Here is a 16,950-nt window from a genome sequence, read left to right as displayed (position 1 = left end):
TTTACTCAGGTCTCATGTTGTTGGCACACATCGCATCGAGGGTTGCGTGGCACCTGTATTTGTTGCCATTGACCACGTTTCCCATCGAACAGTTGTAACTTTCCGTTACCGTAGTCACCACATTGGGTCAGAATTTTGATGGCTTCCAGCGCCTGCATTAACCCCATCGTGCCGACTACCGGAGCCAGTATGCCGGATTCAACACAACTTAATTGTTGTTCGCCGAAAAATTGTGAAAGGCAATGGTAACAGGCACTCTGTTGCGAAGGAACATAACTAAACAGCTGGCCTTCCATTCGAATTGCTGCCGCACAGACCAGTGGCTTTCGTTGTTTAACACAGACGCGGTTGATAAGGTTTCGTGTTGCCAGATTATCCGTGCAATCCAGTACTAAATCCTGTTCTGCAATCAGCTTTTCCAGGACTGACTCATTAAGCTGAGTACTGATGGCTGCAAGCTGGCAATGACGATTGAGTTGTTGGAGTCTGTTGACGGCGACTTCCGCTTTATTGCGACCAATATCCTGTTCAGTGAACAGAATTTGTCGTTGCAGGTTACTCAGTGCCACCTGATCAAGATCATTCAGGGTGACTTCACCTACGCCAGAGGCCACCAGATACTGGGCTGCCGGACATCCGAGACCGCCTACACCAACAATCAACACCCTGGCATTGAGCAGGATCTCCTGGCGATCCAGATCAAAATCAGCAAGCAGGATTTGGCGGTTATAACGCAGTGCCTGATGTGATGTCAGTGTTTTAGTCAATGGCTTACCTCGTGAACCGGCTTAACCGCTATTGTTAACCGCGAGACCAGATGAAGGCAATACCCCCTGTAATTGCCAAATGTAACCCTTTGGGTATATAGCCGCCGCCACAGCAAGGTGTTTAAATCATCCGACGTACCAGAACATGTTACCGTTTTTTGGGTGTTACGATGAAATTGGCCGGTGTAATAGCAGCGCAGCTTTGTTCTGAAGCATGGCGTCACAGTGCCATGGCTGAGATTGAGTCGAACCGTGTACTGCAGCTGTTACGGGACTGTGGCGCTGCAAAGGTGGTAATCAGCAGCAATCAGTTTTTAGCAGGCAACTTACCCGATATCTACCCAGGCAAGGGTCTGTTATCGATCCTCCACAGTGCAGCGTATCACTTTGAAGGACACAACATATTATTGCTTGCGCTGGATATGCCAAAGGTCGATAAGACCATGCTGCAATGGTTAGTTTCGACGGGAAAAGCGCAACAGTGCAGCGCACACTTTCGCACTTCGTTGCTGCCTTTTTATCTGCATAACGATGGGATGACCCGAGAATATCTGGAACATCATCTCAGCAACCAAACCCGACCTTTAGGCAGAGTGATTTCAGGAATCAGCGCCTGTCAGATTATGGCCCACGAGCCCCATCGATTATTGAATGTGAACGGCGGCTCATATTGACCAGATACATTTCTCTATTCACATTATCACGATAACAGGAGTCCCCTATGGAACTACTAGCGCAATCTCTGGCGAGCCTGGCAACACAAGTGCCTGGTGCGACCCGTGTTTTTCATCACTATAAACTGGATTTTTGTTGCGGAGGTCAACGAACCCTGGGAGAAGCCCTCAAAAGGCGTGATCTGGATCCTGCTCCCGTTTTGGCCGAACTGGTGCAAATGATGAACACTGCCTCCCCAGAACCTCAATGGCAGGAGGCGTCAAACCCTGAGTTGGTTGCACATATTTTTGAAAACTTTCATCAGAAACACCGACATCAATTACCTGAGTTGATTCGTTTGGCTCGTCGTGTGGAGCAGGTCCACGGAGATTCTCCAGATTGTCCTCATGGTCTGGCCGAGCATCTTGAAGCAATGAATCTGGAGCTGGAAAGCCACATGCAAAAAGAAGAGCAAATTCTGTTTCCGATGTTAGTCAGGGATATTTTTCCTTCAGGACCGATTTCCGTGATGGAAGAGGAGCACCTGGAACATGGCGATGCACTGGAGAAAATGCAGGCGCTGGCCCACGATCTGGTGCTTCCGCCGGGTGCCTGCAACACCTGGACGGCGCTTTATCTGGGCTTGAATGAACTTAAACAGGATCTGATGGAACACATCCACCTGGAGAATAATATTCTGTTCGTCGATCGCACAGCAGGTGAGGGTAGCTGCTGTGGCACTTGCCATTAACCGTTTATAAAACACCAGAGTAAGTGCCAGACTGGTTTCTTGAGGCCGGGATTATGGATGGGCTGGCACTTTCTCTGGTCTTCGCCACAGCCACAAGGCAACCCCCATCAGAATCAGACTGACACCGGCTTTCAGATACATTGGGGAGCCGGAAAACCACAGCAGACCAAGGCTGAGAAGCATCATCAAACTGGCCATTACCTTAGCGCGCCGGGAAACGACGCCAAAACGTCGCCAGCTGGCAATATCGTCGCCAAATCTGGGGTGTGTTAGCAACCAGTCTTCAAGTTGCGGCCAGCCTTTGCTGCCCGACCAGGCGGCGAGCAGCACAAAGGGAACTGTTGGGAGTCCGGGCAGTGGAATGCCGATAAGCCCCAGCAAAAGCGAGAGGCCCGCCAGTATCTTCCAGTGCAGTCGTTTAACCCATTGCATGGCTGTAAGTTTACCACAGCATAGCGGGAGTGACTCCCGCGATAGCATGCTTAAAGCATATAGCTGATATGCTGATGAAAACGAACAATCATCTCATCCCGCTCAGGATTGAGCCCCAAAGTTCTGGCCAGATTATGCAGTGCCTGCTCTACGCGGTTCATAAAGTGACCGTAGCCAAACTCAGTATTGTCTTCATCCGAGGCAACGATAATAAAGTGAGCGGTCTCTACCATATTGTCCCCCTGCCAGTGGCGCACAAACTGTGGGGTGGCATGTTCGGTATCAAAGCTGATTTTCTGTAGCTCCGTATTGTGCTCACAGTGATCCACCTGCCGGTTGCGGACAAGCGGTGTCAGGCCATTGGCAACCATGGCAAGGTGATACAGGTTTTTGTCTTCACAGGCCTGCAAAAAAGCCTGCTCCAGCGCTTCGTACAAGGGCGTGAAAGTGTGATTGCCTGGTGTCAGATAACGTTGTTTGAGCTGTCGGGTCAGCGGCAGATTAACGGTGACATAGTTGATCGCAGAGTGTTCGGCGGGCACTGAGCACTGACGCGCCCGATAACGGGGATACAGTGCACGCAGTTTATAGCCATAGGTCTGCTTGTGACCTTTCGCCTGAGCGAAGAGATCGTAGGATAAATGTTGATGGTCGCGAATTTTTACGGGCAGTTCCGGGTCGGGTAACAGCCCTTTAAAGGTCTCCAGAAGCTGACTGACCTTACTGTGAAATTCGGCGCCATGGGCACGAATGTCCTCACCGGTTGCCAGAAAAACCAGACGAATTTTGCGGGCCTGATAATCGGCTTTGCTGAACAGGTTTTGTGCTTCATGGTACTGCGGGTCGTAGAAAAAAAGGATCTGTTTTTCTGTTTGCAGGCAGTAGGCCTCATGGTGGTAACGCACCACCGGCAATTTATCATTGGCAATCATGTGCACATTATGCAGGCCAAATTCATCAGCCAGTGCAAAAAACTGTTGGCTGAGCTTTTCATAGCAGGCGCCGGGGCTGTCGAAATGCCGATAAAAACTTTCGTCAGGCTTAATCTCAGCCAGCACATACTGATTGGATTTAGCTTTTGTGGGGATATACACGCGGTGTTTGGAATTCATGGGCATTAGGCTGTCCTTCTACATCAATTTAACTAGCAAACTGGAATGAGGTGAACGATAGCAGCCATGGCTGACACTTTTATTGCGCCAGATTAAAGTTTTATACCATTGCGAAAAATTCCCGTTTTTCCGTACAGCGCCTATGTCAGATCATCGGGCAAAAACCAGGTAGAGTAGCTGGGTGATCAGCAAAACCATGACCAGGGGCCACACCCAGCGTCCGAGTTTACCCATTTGCTGCTCTGACATTCGCACTTTCGAGCGCTCAAGCAGGGGAATCAGAATGACCAGTGCTAAAAATAACAGGCCCAGAATGTAGAATACCGTCATCACTATAAAATCTATGGCAAAATGATGGGTGTCATCATAACTATAAGGATAAAAGATGAAAGCTATTCACAGCGCTTTTTTATTGGCCGCCGGATTGTTTCTCGGCGCCTGCGATTCAGGCAATCAACAACAGACATCATCATCTGCTGCCAGCGCACCAGCGCCGGTAGAAGCGGTCGATTCAGCACAGACCATCGACGCGCAAACAGACTATCACTCCTTCGCCAATCCTGATGAGATTCGGGTGACGCACCTGGATCTGGATCTCACCGTGGATTTTGATGAAAAGGTGCTGACCGGTGAGGTGGTATTGCATTTTCAACGTGATGAGGTGAACGACAGTATTTTGATACTGGATACCCGCGATTTAACGATTCACAAGGTCACCAGCGACAATCAGCCTGTGGAATACCATTTGGGAGAGCGTGACCCGCACCTGGGTACCCCTTTGCAGATTAAAGTGCCAAAAACGGCGCATCAGGTGGTCGTGCACTACAGTACCTCGCCAGAAGCCTCGGGTGTACAGTGGCTGACGCCTGCACAAACGGCAGGAAAACAGCACCCGTTTTTGTTTACCCAGGCTCAGGCCATTCATGCCCGTAGCTTTATTCCGTTGCAGGACTCTCCTCAGGTTCGGGTGACTTACAATGCCACCGTGCGCACACCAAAAGCGCTGCGGGCGGTGATGAGCGCTTCAAATGACCCGGACGCTGAGCAGGATGGTGTTTATGAATTTACCATGCCTCAGCCGATTCCTTCCTACCTGATTGCACTGGCAGTGGGGGATTTGGAATTCCAGGCCATGGGCGAGCGCACCGGTGTGTACGCCGAAAAAGAGATTCTTGATGCCGCGGCAAAAGAGTTTGAGGATACCGAAGCCATGCTGATTGCCACCGAAGAAAAATTTGGTGAATACAGCTGGGACCGTTATGACTTATTAATTCTGCCGCCTTCGTTCCCTTTCGGTGGCATGGAAAACCCACGCTTGTCCTTTATCACCCCAACGGTGATTGCTGGCGATAAGAGTCTGGTATCACTGATTGCCCATGAACTGGCCCATTCCTGGTCTGGTAATACGGTCACCAACGCCACCTGGCGTGATTTGTGGCTGAATGAGGGGTTCACCACTTACCTGACATACCGAATCATGGAGATGATTTACGGCGAGGAGCGTGAGCAGATGGAGTTTGTACTGGGTATGGAGTCATTGCAGGCAGATATTGAGGCATTGCCGGCAGAAGATGAGATCCTGGCGATTGATCTGCGTGGTCGTGACCCTGATGAAGTGTTTTCTGACATTCCATACGAAAAAGGCGCATTGTTCGTTCGTGAACTGGAACAAAAAATCGGCCGGGAAGCCTTCGATGCGTTTTTGATGCAGTACTTTAAAGACTTTGCCTTTGAGAGTATCACCACCAATCAGTTTGTCAGTTATCTCGATGAGACCCTGCTGGCAGAACATGCCGATAAACTGTCGCGGGATCGCATTCAGCAGTGGATTTTTGAATCGGGTATTCCCGATGGCGCCCCAACGGCCGAATCTGATGCCTTTGTGAAGATCGATAACGCCAGGCAACAATGGTTACTCGGTGAAATCAATGCCAGTGATATTAATACTGAGAACTGGAATACCCATCAGTGGCTGTACTTTCTTAACAATATGCCAGAGGAGCTGAGCGACGGGCAGATGTCAGAACTTGACGAGGCCTTTAATCTGACTCAGGCGGGCAATAATGAGATTGCTCACAGTTGGCTGTTGATGGCAATTAACAATACCTATAAGCCTGCTTATGAGCGGCTAAATGAATACCTCACCGGTATCGGTCGTAATAAGCTGGTCAAGCCCCTGTATCAGGCACTATCGCAAACGCCTGAGGGTAAAGCCTTCGCCAAAAAAGCCTTTGATGAGGCCAGATCGGGGTATCACCCGCTGACCATCAAAGCCAATGAGGGTTATGTTAACTAGACCGGGTTCGGATGTGCAGGCACGCTGCCGGGCCCATCGACGAATATTATGATCAGGATCAAAGCGCCGCAACGGCGCTTTTTTTATCTTCTACAGGTCAGTCACCCTTTTGAGGACCTGTATGAATGATCGCGCGCTTATCCGGCTGCTCAAGGCAGTGATGATCAGTGGCTTTATCCTGATTGTCATCGGCGTGTCGCTGCATTTCAGCGCGGCGGTGGCGGCCTGGGGCGTGCGGGGCATTGTGCTCAGCGCAGTCTGTGTGGCGTTGGGTATGATTCTGTCATTGCCCACCAAGATCTACCTGACATTTATCATGATGCAACGCGAGAACACGCCTCCTTCCGAAAAATGACCCCTTACAACTTTAGTCTCAGTCAGCCCTGTTCTGCGTGACTCTTTACTTCTCTAGGGCACTATAGTCATTGCGACCCTTCACGCACTGATGTCATCTCCCCAAATCGCAGTTGGCGAATCTTCAGTTGCGCACATATCGGTCAGCTTGCTGTCACGTCATAGCCATGAAAAAGGATTGCCAATGAAAAATTACATTAATCTTGTGCTTGTCGCGTTGTTATTCACCCTAAGTCAGGTTGCCAGGGCGGATGGTATTGCGGGGTTGTGGTCACTGGTTAGCGGAGAATATGTCGATACCGAGGGAGAACTGATTAATTACAACCGCATCGGGATGAAATCCATCAAGGTGATTACCGATAAGCACTTTAGTTTTACTTCCATGAAAGGTGATGCCTTCTGGGCCTCTGCCACCGGTACCTATGAATTTACCCAGGGAACCTACGCAGAAACAGTGGGCTATAACTCTTTTAACGTCAGTCCGGGCAGCGTATTTAGTTTTACCTCAAGAATAGAGGGAGATTTCTGGTATAACGCCCGCTGGGAAGGTGAGAAGCGGGTGGAGTATGAGGTGTGGAAGCGGCTGGAGTAACAGCACTTTACTGCCAACCATCCCCGGTGTGGCGAGTTTTTATCCACTCAACATGATGGTCACGGTCAACCTGATAACAAGGCAGACACTCCATGTCCGACCATACAGGTCTTTGCAATGACAGGCCGAAGTCACGTCATCGTTCGCGTCAGTGGGACTACGTTTTGTCTACACCCAGAGCATCGAGAAACACATCCAGCACGCGGCGGTTTCGCTGGGCCTGGCGGGTGGCAATATAGAAATCTGTGGTCAGGTTAAATTTCTGTGGCAGTATCGCACGCATTTCTCCCCGGTCTACCCAACGACTGGCATAATGGTCGGGCAAAAAGCCGATGTACTCGTGGGTTAGTACCAAAAATGCGACGCCGTCACGGTTGTTGGAGGTGGCGGCCACATCCAGATTGTCGAACAAATCGGGCAGGTTCATCTGTTCAGCGTAGACCGGTAGCACGGCACTGTGCTGCTGAATGGTATCCAGCCTGTCAGGCTGGTTAAACAACGGATGTTGGTCCGAGCAATACAGGGAACTGGTTTCACTGTACAACGGTCTGAGCTTGAGGCCATCGATAGAGGTCAGGCTCGGCATGACCCCCACATCCAGTTCACCTTCGAGCAATGCCAGGGTGATATCTGCCGGATTGCTCATGCGGATATTCACTTTTACTTCATTACTGGTTTGCTTGAGCCTGGCCAGAGCCTGGCTGATAGTGCGGTGGGGGATACTGACCAGGTTATCAATGATGCCGATATTCAGCTCACCTTTTAGTACCGAGTAGGTATTGTTGACTTCTTCCTGAAACTGCTCGGCGGCGCTCATCAGTCTGAGTGCGGCTTCGTATACGGTTTGTCCTTCCAGTGTCAGACTGAAGCCGGCTCGCCCGCGGGAACACAGCTTCATGCCCAGGCGCTTCTCGAGATCGGAAATGTAGATGGAAATCGCCGAACGGCTCAGCCCCAGAATACTTTCTGCACCGGTAAAGCTGCCAGCCTGGACGACAGCAAGAAAGGTTTTCAGCAGTTTCAGGTCCAGATTACTGACCTGGCGTAGTTTTCGTTGATTGAGCATGGCGGCGTCTGGCTTTAGTTTAATTAAATCAAAACTGAACTGTATCAGTTGTGAATTTATCCGCACAAGTTTTTATCATACATTCCTTGCACAGATAAAAAGAGGGTGACACAACACACCTCATTTTGGCAGAAACACAACAGGACAGCATTATGTCGAGCCAACACAAGCCTACACCCGAATCCATGCGCCACCACTGGCTGGCCTTTACCAGTAACCGCCGCTTTCATCAGTCGCCTAAACTGGTGAGTAAGGCCGACGGACTTTTCTATCACACCCCCGACGGTCATAAGCTGTATGACAGCCTCTCCGGATTATGGTGTGCGCCGCTGGGCCATGGCAATGCACAGATCACTGAGGCCATCACGGCACAATTATCAGAACTGGACTATGCTCCGGCGTTTAATGTCAGCCATCCCAAAGCCTTTGAGCTATCTGAAAAGCTTGCGTCGCTGGCGCCAGGTGATTTAGATCACGTGCTGTATTGCAGCTCCGGCTCCGAAGCCGCCGATACGGCGCTTAAACTCGCCAGAGCCTACTGGCGGGCTAAAGGCAGACCGGAGAAAACCAAGTTTATCGGCCGGGCGAAAGGCTATCACGGCGTTAACTTTGGTGGCATTTCTGTGGGGGGAATCGGCCCTAACCGCAAGAGCTATGGCCAGACACTGGATGCCTATCATTTGCCTCATACCTGGCTGGCTGAAAATGCCTTTAGCCGTGGCTTACCGGCAGAAGGGGACCATTTGGCTGATGCCCTGAATCATATTCTTGAGGTGCAGGATGCCAGTAATATCGCTGCGGTTATTGTCGAGCCTATGGCCGGTTCGGGAGGCGTGATTGTGCCCTCTGCCGGATACCTGAAACGGTTGCGGGCGCTGTGCGACAAGCATGAGATTTTATTGATTTTCGACGAAGTGATCACCGGCTTCGGGCGTATGGGGGAGCTGTTTGGCGCCGATTTCTTTGGTGTTCAACCCGACATTCTCACTTGTGCCAAGGCCCTTACCAATGGTGTGGTGCCCATGGGAGCAGTGATTGCTAATCATGAAATTTATCAGAGCATGATGGCCCAACCGGGTGATGAGTACAGCATCGAGTTTATGCATGGTTACACCTACTCCGCACATCCACTGGGCTGTGCGGCAGCATTGGCGAGTCTGGAGCAGATTGCTCAGCCGGCCATGCTGGAAAACGTAAAAAGCCTCAGTCAGGTGTTTGAAAACGCCATTCATGACTTAAGGGGGCTGCCGCTGGTGGAGGATATCCGCAATATTGGTCTGGCAGGGGCCGTGCAAATTCAGGCCGATGCGGCTCACCCTCTCAAGCGGGCCAGTGATATCAGTGCCTTGTGCTGGGAAAAAGGTGTTTACGTGCGCTTTGGTGGCAATAATTTAAGTTTTGCGCCGCCTTTTATCAGTCAGCCACAGGACATTCACGAGATTTTCGCCAGGGTCGCCGAGGCCATTTCCGAATACGCAATTCAACAAGGATTAAATTAATGCAAAGACTTTCTCATTGGATCAATAACCAGGCAGTTAACACCGACGAGCCGACGCTTGAGGATATTAACCCGGTGAACGGCGAGATCCTGGCCAGTGTGCCTCTGGCCGGTCAGAACACCGTTAATCAGGCGGTAGCCTGTGCTGTTGACGCACAGCAGCGCTGGGCCAAAGAGCCGGTGCATAAACGCGCTCAGGTGATGTTCAACCTGCGTGCTTTAATTAAACAGCATCATGATGAGCTGGTGCAGCTCATCAGTGTCGATAACGGCAAGACCTTAGCCGATGCAAAAGGCGAATTGCAACGCGGATTAGAGGTTGTGGAATATGCCTGTGGAGCACCAGAGCTTTTAAAGGGTGAGCATAGTCGTCTGGTCGCCAGTGACATCGACAGCTGGTCAGAGTTTCATCCTCTGGGCGTGGTACTGGGGATCACACCATTTAACTTCCCGGCCATGGTACCACTGTGGATGATCCCTATGGCGCTGATTTGCGGAAATGCCTTTATCCTCAAACCTTCTGAAAAGGTGCCGCTGGCAGCGACCCGGCTCGCCGAGCTACTGGCTGAAGCGGGTCTGCCCGCCGGGATCTTCAATATTGTTCACGGTGGTCGTGATACCGCTGAGGCGCTGATAGACCATAAAGATATTAAAGCGGTCAGCTTTGTTGGATCCACTGCGGCGGCAAAAGCCATTTATCAGCGTGCTGCGGCTGCAGGAAAACGGGTTCAGGCCTTGGGCGGTGCGAAGAATCATGCGGTGATCATGCCCGATGCGGATCTGGAAAATGCTGCCTCCACTCTTATCGGTGCCGCCTTTGGTGGGACAGGTCAGCGCTGTATGGCGATCTCTGTGGCCGTGTGCGTGGGCGACGAGACGGCCGATCGTCTGATTGAGCATTTACTGCCGAAGATGGATGAACTGAAGCTGTCGGCGGAGGAAAACCAGCAGGCGGACATGGGGCCATTGATTGACCAGGTTGCAGTGACTCGGGTTAATAGCATACTTTCTCAGGCCAAGGAGCAAGGGGCGGAATTGGTGTGTGATGGACGCCAGTATGCCGCATTACCTGACAAGGGCTGTTTTGTCGGACCGAGTCTGGTGGATAAGGTCAGTGCGTCGATGAGTTGCTATGAACAGGAAATCTTTGGTCCGGTGCTGAGTTTGGTCAGAGTCAAAGAGCTGGATGACGCCATCGCCCTCACCAATGCCCATATGTATGGTAACGGTGCCTGTATTTTCACTGAAAGTGGTGCGGCGGCAAATCGCTTCAGCAATACCGTGGAAGCGGGCATGGTGGGCGTGAATGTGCCGTTGCCAGTACCAATGGCGTTTCATAGTTTCGGAGGCTGGAAACAGTCACTCTTTGGTGACTTACATGCCTACGGGCCTGATGGGGTTCGTTTTTACACCAAGCGTAAAACCGTGACCCAGCGCTGGCTTAAGCAGACCGGGCACTCCACGGCCTTTGGTCAGCTGTAAACAGCGCAGTAAAAGACGTTAAGCCGAAAAAGCTAAGCATGCCCGATACAACTTCGGGCATGCCTATCCGGTTTACTCAGCCGCGAGCATGGCCTCGTATTCCTCCTGCCAGAAGAATTTTTCTTCGCCAAAGGCCGGTACCAGGTCGTCCAGCCAGGTGGCGGTTTCGTCATATTTGGCAAAAAAGGGCAGTTGTACCCAGTCAGGGTTACGGGCCTGTATAAAGCGCAGTACAAAGACCTTTTCACCTTTGATTTCGGCCACACCGGAGATCTCCACTTTACCGGGCCCGGCACTCATTGACGGACCGCGCACAGTACGACTGACCCCGGAAACCTGCTTGTAGGCCTGGCGGAAGATTTCCCAGGTTTTGTAAAGTGGGATTTCGAAGTAACGTTTGGCACCGGTGTCGCGCTCAATAAACATGTAGTAGGGCACAATGCCAAGCTGAGTTTGCTCTTTCCACATGTGCGCCCACATGTCGGCATCGTTATTAATGTTGTTCAAAAGCGGCGCCTGCGAGCGAATCTGTGCGCCCGTTGCCCGAATGCGACGGATAGCTTCACGGGTGATGTCGGTGCGCAGTTCCTGCACATGATTAATATGGGCCATAAAGGACACGTGTTTACCTGCCTGAACCAGTCTGCTGATCAGATCCAACAGGGCCTCAGCATCGGGGTCGGTGACATAACGAAACGGCCAGAATGTCAGTGATTTGGTGCCGATGCGAATTGTTCTTATGTGATCAAATTCAGGTTGCGCCAGGGCTTCAAGGTAGGCTTCAAGCTTGACCGTACGCATCACCATAGGGTCGCCACCGGTCACCAGGAGGTCGGTGACTTCTTTGTGCTCGCGCAAATACTGGTGCAATTGATCCGCATCATTATTGTTGAAACGGGTCGCCTTACCCACAAATTGTGCCCAGCGGAAGCAGAAGGTGCAGTAGGAGTGGCAGTACTGGCCCTGTGCAGGGAAGAATAATACTGTTTCACGGTATTTGTGCTGCATTCCCCAGACCTGCTCACCATCCAGCTCCGGCACGTTGTGCTCCGTTTGACCTGCCGGGTGCGGATTGAGTTTGGCGCGAATATCTTCGGCAAGCGCCATCACCTCTTCTGCACTGGGTTCGGTACGCAGCAGTGACGCCATGCGTGCATAGGATTCATCATCCAGCATGCCGCGCTGAGGAAAGGTGAGCTGGAAAAGTGGATCGTTCGGCACCTTGTCCCAGTCAATCAGTTCATTGATAACAAAGTTATTGACCCTGAAAGGAAAAACACTGGCCACCACTTTCATCTGGAAGCGCAAATGCTCAGGCAGCTGTTTCAGCTGCTCAATCTTATCGATTTGTCTGTGTTGATAGGCCTTAAAGCCTGGTGATCTATAACTCTGTGCGGGCTGAATCTGAACGACTTGCTGCATAGGTTTCCTTTAGTAGCCATACAAAATGCGGCGTACTCTAACAAAAAACATGGGAAGTTTCAGCGCAGTCAAAAAGCAGCTGTTAGCCGTGGTTTACAGAATAAGGGTTAACGGGAAAAGCGCTCATTTAAATCAATTAGCATACTAATTAAATGATTCTGATGTCTTTAGCCTTTTACCTGAGAATAAGGTCTCAGGTTAAGCCCATTAAAAGCTAATGGAAACCTAATTCCCAGTATAAAAATAACCACTAACATCATGATATGTAAGAAAAATAAATAAGTAAGGAAAGAATAAGGCTTTCCTTATAACTTTATTGCCCAGTGTGTCTAGGATTTCATCGTCAGCTCCTGCAATGGGTGCAAGAGCGAACATAACAGCAAGTCCGTCAGCCGTATCGCGGAAGCTGAAAACGAAAAGCGAATAAATCGGAGATATGATGATGAACGCCAACAAAATGATTAAAGCCGTTATGATTGCAGGTGTAAGTGGTTTACTTTTTACTACCCCGGCCAAGGCCATTGACCAGAATCTGGAAAACAAGCTGGTAAGCTTATGTAAAGCGACCATGCAAGACAGGGCCATTCGTCTTGATAGTAAAATTCGTGAGTACCATATGCGCTACCAGGATGTGGCACAGGGATTGGTTTGCAATGGGGAGTCTGTGATGAAGTTTGCACTGACCCACAATGCACACAGCGTATATGGCTTGTTTGAAGGCCGTGTGCCCAAGGGCAGTGTCGAAATTCGCGATGTAGCCCGCAATGAACCCGGTAAGGTATTTATTACTGTTGCAGAGTAAGCACCATCGAGAATAAGGGCCAGGGCAACATACAGCCCTGGCCTTTTTTATATGGCGGCGGAATACTGACGACGTTTTGTAGCGGAGTCACAGTTGCTAAGAGAAACTGTTTTCGAGGGGGCGTAGTCCTGACGGTTGGTCGCATAGTGAAATCGCCCCTGATCCACCGGCGAATGCGGTTCAGAGTGGATAGACCAGCCTGACTCAATGGGCTGCTCAATCGATGGCGTTGGGTTGGTGGCCTGTGCCAGCAAAAGGGCATCCTCGTCGCCTGGCTGAATACTGACATAATAGGTAAAGGCTGCTATCACACTGAAGGTGGTGGCAAGTCGTTTACCGGTGTTGAGCGCCATGGGAATGGTATTGGCAAAGAACGGCGCCCATGCCGTTAATGTCTTACCTTTGTACATCATACTGTGCCCGGGGTTAAGGGAGCTGGCCGGTTGCAACAGTATGTAGCCTTTTTTATGAATGGTTTTGATGTAAGTGGGGGACCTTGGTGTGTCTCCCAAAATTTTCCGCAGTTGGGAAATGGCGCTGGTCAGCACTTCGTCTACCCGGACGCTGTTTTCCCAGACCTGTGCAAAAAAGTGCTCGCGGGACACCAGCTGTTGGGGCGATTCGCATAATAACACCAGCACATCCATAACCCTGGGTTGCAGGTGGATTTCCTCACCGGTTCGCGTGTTACGCATCTGACACAGTTGCGGCACAATGTGCCAGTGACTGAGTTGATATTCCGTGGGCATAGTCCAAAACGCCTGTGTAATGACTCTTCAGATAGCCAGTGTAGAGGGCCTGAGGCCACAATACTTAGCGGTTTGCGCCCAATGCCCGGAATATTTCGATCACTGGCGCTTTTTATATCCCTGACATATCCCGCAGGTTGTCATAGCTGGCCACGGAGCCAGGTGTTAGTTTGGATATGCCCCCGTTTGTTCAAAGAAATGCGGTTAATGAGGTGTTGTCCGGTCTCAGCCATGCGTATTTTTTGCTGTGCCATGTTTTGCCAACTCCTAAATGTATGGTTTGGTTATAGAAAGCTGTACTAGGCTAATTATGAGTTATATCTATGCAAACAATGGTTTGCTTAGAGAACCGCAAAAAAGAACATGATGCCAGCACAGGCACAGCAGGGGATACCAGGAGTTATCCCAGTATGACAATAATGACTATACGGTTCTTAGGGGCGGCACTATTTAACGGTTAGGTCTGTGAGCAAGTGGAGAGTCAGTGATGAAAACAGAGAAAACCTCCATCACTATGGAGCAGATAAAGTTATTGTTGCGCTACGCCGTGCTTGCTCCCTCAAGTCACAACACCCAGCCATGGCGATTTAAGATTACGGATGGGACAGTGTCCATGTTTGCCGACAGAACTCGGGCTCTTCCTGTTAACGATCCAGACGATAGGGAACTCACCATAAGCTGTGGCTGCGCTTTGATGAATATACGGGTGGCGGCTGCTCAACAAGGGTTTGGTGTGACCTTCGATATTACCCCGGATTCCGGTGACGATGATCTGCTAGCGGTGATCTCATTCAACAAAGCACATGCATTATCCAGAGAGGATGCTGCACTCTTTAAGTCTATTGAGCTGCGTCGAACCTATCGAAAACGCTTTGCACCTGAGGATATCCCTGCTGCGATTATTGATTCATTGTATACGATGGCGTCTGAAGAGGGTTGCTGGCTTGAAGTTATAGAATCAAAAGAGCATCGTCAGAAGGTGGCTGAGCTTGTGGCAGAGGGCGATTCGATGCAGTGGTCAAACCCTGGTTGGCGAAGGGAGCTTGCTGCATGGATGCATCCTCGCCGCCGTGGAGACGGTCTTACGGTGCCTGGAATTGTCGCGCCCATCGCCAAAATTGTTGTTCGGACTTTCGATATGGGCAATGGAGTTGGAGCAAAGGATAACCAGCTCGCCGACGAATCCCCTGTACTCGCCGTCCTTGGCACCGCCAGTGACAACGTCGCCGACTGGTTAAAAGCCGGTCAGGCGTTGGAAAAGGTGTTGTTATCTGCGCGCTTACAGGGTCTGCAAGCGTCCTATTTAAATCAACCTATTCAGGTTGCATCACTGCGCCCCAAACTTCAAAACATATTGAGCAAAAGGGGATTTCCGCAAATTTTGCTCAGGCTGGGGTTTCCGGAAGATGAAATCGACGCAGCGCCACGTCGCCGCCTTGAAGAAGTCATTGAATAATCGTTGAGCTGATTGCGACCTGAGTAGCAAATTCTGCTTCTGGCGCCACGTAGTCCCTGTAAAGTTATCCATTTGTTCAAAAAGCCTCTTTGCCCAGATAATCGAGGGGAGGGGGGAATGGCCACACGCTTAACGGTGTGGCCTGTAAGGTGTTTATATCCCTAACATATCCCGCAGATTGTAATAACTGGCCCCGAGGGCGGTGAAGGGGATCTGCAGAGCGCGCCCGCCCAGCATCGGCAGGTGAGGCAGTTTACTGAATACATCAAAGCGCTCGGCCTGACCCTTAATGGCTTCACTGACCACTTTTCCGGCCAGGTGAGTGCTGGTTACCCCATGACCGCTGTAACCCTGCATGTAGTAGATGTTGTTATCCAGGCGACCAAACTCAGGCAGCCGTGAGACGGTAAGCAGGAAATTTCCGGTCCAGGCAAAATCGATTTTGGTGCCCTTGAGTTGCGGAAAGGTTTTTTCCATTTTCGGGCGAATCAGGCGCTCAATATCATCCGGATCGCGGGCACCGTATACCACGCCACCGCCATAAAGGAGACGGTGGTCAGCGGTGGTGCGATAGTAATCCAGCAAATAGTTACAGTCTTCCACGCAATAGTTGGCCGGCAGCATTTCCCGGCAGGTTTGTTCACCTAACACTTCGGTTGTGATGATTTGCGTGCCACAGGGCATGGAGCGTTTCATCAGTTCGGGCAGCACATGACTGAGGTAAGCATTGGCTCCCACCACCAGGTAATCGGCGCTCACGGAACCTTTGGCGGTATGTACGGTGACCCGTTTACCCTTTTCCACTTTGGTAATCGGACTTTGCTCAAAGACCTGACCGCCAAGGGAGGTGATGGCTTTTGCCTCACCCAATGCCAGCTTCAGGGGTTGAATGTGACCACTCTTGTTGTCTGTGAGGCCGCCAGTATAGCGATCGGATTTGACGATTTTACTCAGCGCGCTCTTATCCAGCAGCTCCATGTCGTCATTGCCGTATGCCTGCCAGAGCTTCTGATGTTCTTCCAGGCCTTTAAGTTGCTTATGGTTGAGTGCCACAAAAGCGCCCCCGTGAACATGATCACAATCTATCTGATGGTCGCGGATCAGGGTGCGAATAATATCACCGCCCTCAAACATCATCTGGCCCATGGCTTTGCCCATCTCAGGACCATATTTTTTGGCAATGGTATCCACATCCCGGCTGTAGCTATTAACGATTTGTCCGCCATTGCGACCGGTCGCGCCAAAGCCAATACGATTGGCTTCCAGCAGCACCACCTTGTAGCCCGCCTGCGCCAGGTGCAGAGCAGAAGAGAGTCCGGTAAAGCCACCACCCATCACACAGACATCTGCCTGTAAATCTTCGTTCAATGCCGGATAGGGAACCGACGTATCCGCATTATAGGCATAGTAGCTGTTGATATAGTCGCTCATGGAAACTCCTGAATAAATAAGTGGCGATGGTAAATCTTTGCTCTTGTTGTGCAGGTGGTGTTGTTTTGATGAATCACTCGCACCCT

17 protein-coding genes are annotated in these 16,950 nt (G+C 50.8%); 9 read left to right on the top strand and 8 right to left on the bottom strand.

The window, feature by feature from the left end; translation table 11 throughout:
* Positions 1-5 precede the first annotated feature (5 nt).
* Positions 6-767 (bottom strand): molybdopterin-synthase adenylyltransferase MoeB, encoded by a 762-nt coding sequence (gene moeB, locus CCY32_RS11845; protein ID WP_088330954.1) that lies wholly within the window; start codon positions 765-767, stop codon positions 6-8.
* Positions 768-937: 170 nt separating this feature from the next.
* Between moeB and CCY32_RS11840 the strand changes: the two genes are divergently transcribed.
* Entirely contained in the window at positions 938-1,441 is a 504-nt protein-coding gene (locus CCY32_RS11840) for an NTP transferase domain-containing protein (RefSeq protein WP_088330952.1), read from the top strand.
* Between the two features lie 47 nt (positions 1,442-1,488).
* Positions 1,489-2,172 carry an iron-sulfur cluster repair protein YtfE gene (gene ytfE / locus CCY32_RS11835; protein ID WP_088330950.1) on the top strand — a complete coding sequence of 228 codons (684 nt, stop codon included), beginning with the start codon at positions 1,489-1,491 and terminating at the stop codon, positions 2,170-2,172.
* A gap of 51 nt (positions 2,173-2,223) precedes the next feature.
* Here the strand turns inward: ytfE and CCY32_RS11830 are convergent, their stop codons facing one another.
* The 3 genes from CCY32_RS11830 to CCY32_RS11820 form a co-directional block, all read right to left on the bottom strand.
* Positions 2,224-2,604: a YbaN family protein gene (locus CCY32_RS11830; RefSeq protein ID WP_088330948.1), complete on the bottom strand. Its 381-nt coding sequence runs from the start codon at positions 2,602-2,604 to the stop codon at positions 2,224-2,226.
* Between the two features lie 50 nt (positions 2,605-2,654).
* Positions 2,655-3,722 carry a DUF3083 family protein gene (locus tag CCY32_RS11825; protein ID WP_088330947.1) on the bottom strand — a complete coding sequence of 356 codons (1,068 nt, stop codon included), beginning with the start codon at positions 3,720-3,722 and terminating at the stop codon, positions 2,655-2,657.
* Positions 3,723-3,866: 144 nt separating this feature from the next.
* Positions 3,867-4,046 (bottom strand): hypothetical protein, encoded by a 180-nt coding sequence (locus tag CCY32_RS11820; protein WP_088330945.1) that lies wholly within the window; start codon positions 4,044-4,046, stop codon positions 3,867-3,869.
* Positions 4,047-4,101: 55 nt separating this feature from the next.
* Between CCY32_RS11820 and CCY32_RS11815 the strand changes: the two genes are divergently transcribed.
* The 3 genes from CCY32_RS11815 to CCY32_RS11805 all read left to right on the top strand — a co-directional run bounded on the left by CCY32_RS11815 (position 4,102) and on the right by CCY32_RS11805 (position 6,958).
* The gene (locus tag CCY32_RS11815) at positions 4,102-6,012 is read left to right on the top strand and encodes a M1 family metallopeptidase (protein ID WP_088330943.1); all 1,911 of its coding nucleotides are present in this window, start codon (positions 4,102-4,104) and stop codon (positions 6,010-6,012) included.
* Positions 6,013-6,133: 121 nt separating this feature from the next.
* Positions 6,134-6,367 (top strand): hypothetical protein, encoded by a 234-nt coding sequence (locus CCY32_RS11810; RefSeq protein ID WP_088330941.1) that lies wholly within the window; start codon positions 6,134-6,136, stop codon positions 6,365-6,367.
* Positions 6,368-6,550: 183 nt separating this feature from the next.
* On the top strand, positions 6,551-6,958 hold the full coding sequence (locus CCY32_RS11805) for a hypothetical protein (RefSeq protein WP_088330939.1): 408 nt from the start codon (positions 6,551-6,553) through the stop codon (positions 6,956-6,958).
* Positions 6,959-7,115: 157 nt separating this feature from the next.
* Here CCY32_RS11805 and CCY32_RS11800 read toward each other — a convergent pair whose 3' ends face one another.
* Complete coding sequence (locus tag CCY32_RS11800; RefSeq protein WP_088330937.1) at positions 7,116-8,090, bottom strand: LysR family transcriptional regulator; 975 nt, start codon at positions 8,088-8,090, stop codon at positions 7,116-7,118.
* An 86-nt stretch (positions 8,091-8,176) separates the two neighbouring features.
* Between CCY32_RS11800 and CCY32_RS11795 the strand changes: the two genes are divergently transcribed.
* A complete protein-coding gene (locus tag CCY32_RS11795; RefSeq protein ID WP_088330935.1) occupies positions 8,177-9,523 on the top strand; it encodes an aminotransferase class III-fold pyridoxal phosphate-dependent enzyme in 1,347 nt (448 codons plus the stop codon).
* Positions 9,523-11,004, top strand: coding sequence for a CoA-acylating methylmalonate-semialdehyde dehydrogenase (locus CCY32_RS11790; protein ID WP_088330933.1), 1,482 nt, complete (start codon positions 9,523-9,525; stop codon positions 11,002-11,004). Before CCY32_RS11795 ends, CCY32_RS11790 begins: the two co-directional genes overlap by 1 nt.
* A gap of 72 nt (positions 11,005-11,076) precedes the next feature.
* Here the strand turns inward: CCY32_RS11790 and CCY32_RS11785 are convergent, their stop codons facing one another.
* A complete protein-coding gene (locus CCY32_RS11785) occupies positions 11,077-12,426 on the bottom strand; it encodes a lysine 2,3-aminomutase (protein WP_088330931.1) in 1,350 nt (449 codons plus the stop codon).
* Between the two features lie 442 nt (positions 12,427-12,868).
* On the opposite strand from CCY32_RS11785, the gene CCY32_RS11775 reads away from it, so the two are divergent.
* Complete coding sequence (locus CCY32_RS11775; protein ID WP_168171503.1) at positions 12,869-13,228, top strand: DUF3718 domain-containing protein; 360 nt, start codon at positions 12,869-12,871, stop codon at positions 13,226-13,228.
* 47 nt (positions 13,229-13,275) lie between these two features.
* Here the strand turns inward: CCY32_RS11775 and CCY32_RS11770 are convergent, their stop codons facing one another.
* Positions 13,276-13,977: a winged helix-turn-helix domain-containing protein gene (locus CCY32_RS11770; RefSeq protein WP_088330925.1), complete on the bottom strand. Its 702-nt coding sequence runs from the start codon at positions 13,975-13,977 to the stop codon at positions 13,276-13,278.
* Between the two features lie 487 nt (positions 13,978-14,464).
* Between CCY32_RS11770 and CCY32_RS11765 the strand changes: the two genes are divergently transcribed.
* The gene (locus CCY32_RS11765) at positions 14,465-15,433 is read left to right on the top strand and encodes a nitroreductase family protein (protein ID WP_088330923.1); all 969 of its coding nucleotides are present in this window, start codon (positions 14,465-14,467) and stop codon (positions 15,431-15,433) included.
* Positions 15,434-15,586: 153 nt separating this feature from the next.
* Here CCY32_RS11765 and CCY32_RS11760 read toward each other — a convergent pair whose 3' ends face one another.
* On the bottom strand, positions 15,587-16,864 hold the full coding sequence (locus CCY32_RS11760; protein WP_088330921.1) for an FAD-binding oxidoreductase: 1,278 nt from the start codon (positions 16,862-16,864) through the stop codon (positions 15,587-15,589).
* Positions 16,865-16,950 lie beyond the last annotated feature (86 nt).

Origin of the sequence: Lacimicrobium sp. SS2-24 (assembly GCF_002201535.1) — a bacterium.
GTDB lineage: Bacteria > Pseudomonadota > Gammaproteobacteria > Enterobacterales > Alteromonadaceae > Lacimicrobium.
The sequence above is the reverse complement of the archived record's forward strand: the minus strand, read 5'-3'. Positions and strand labels throughout refer to the sequence as shown.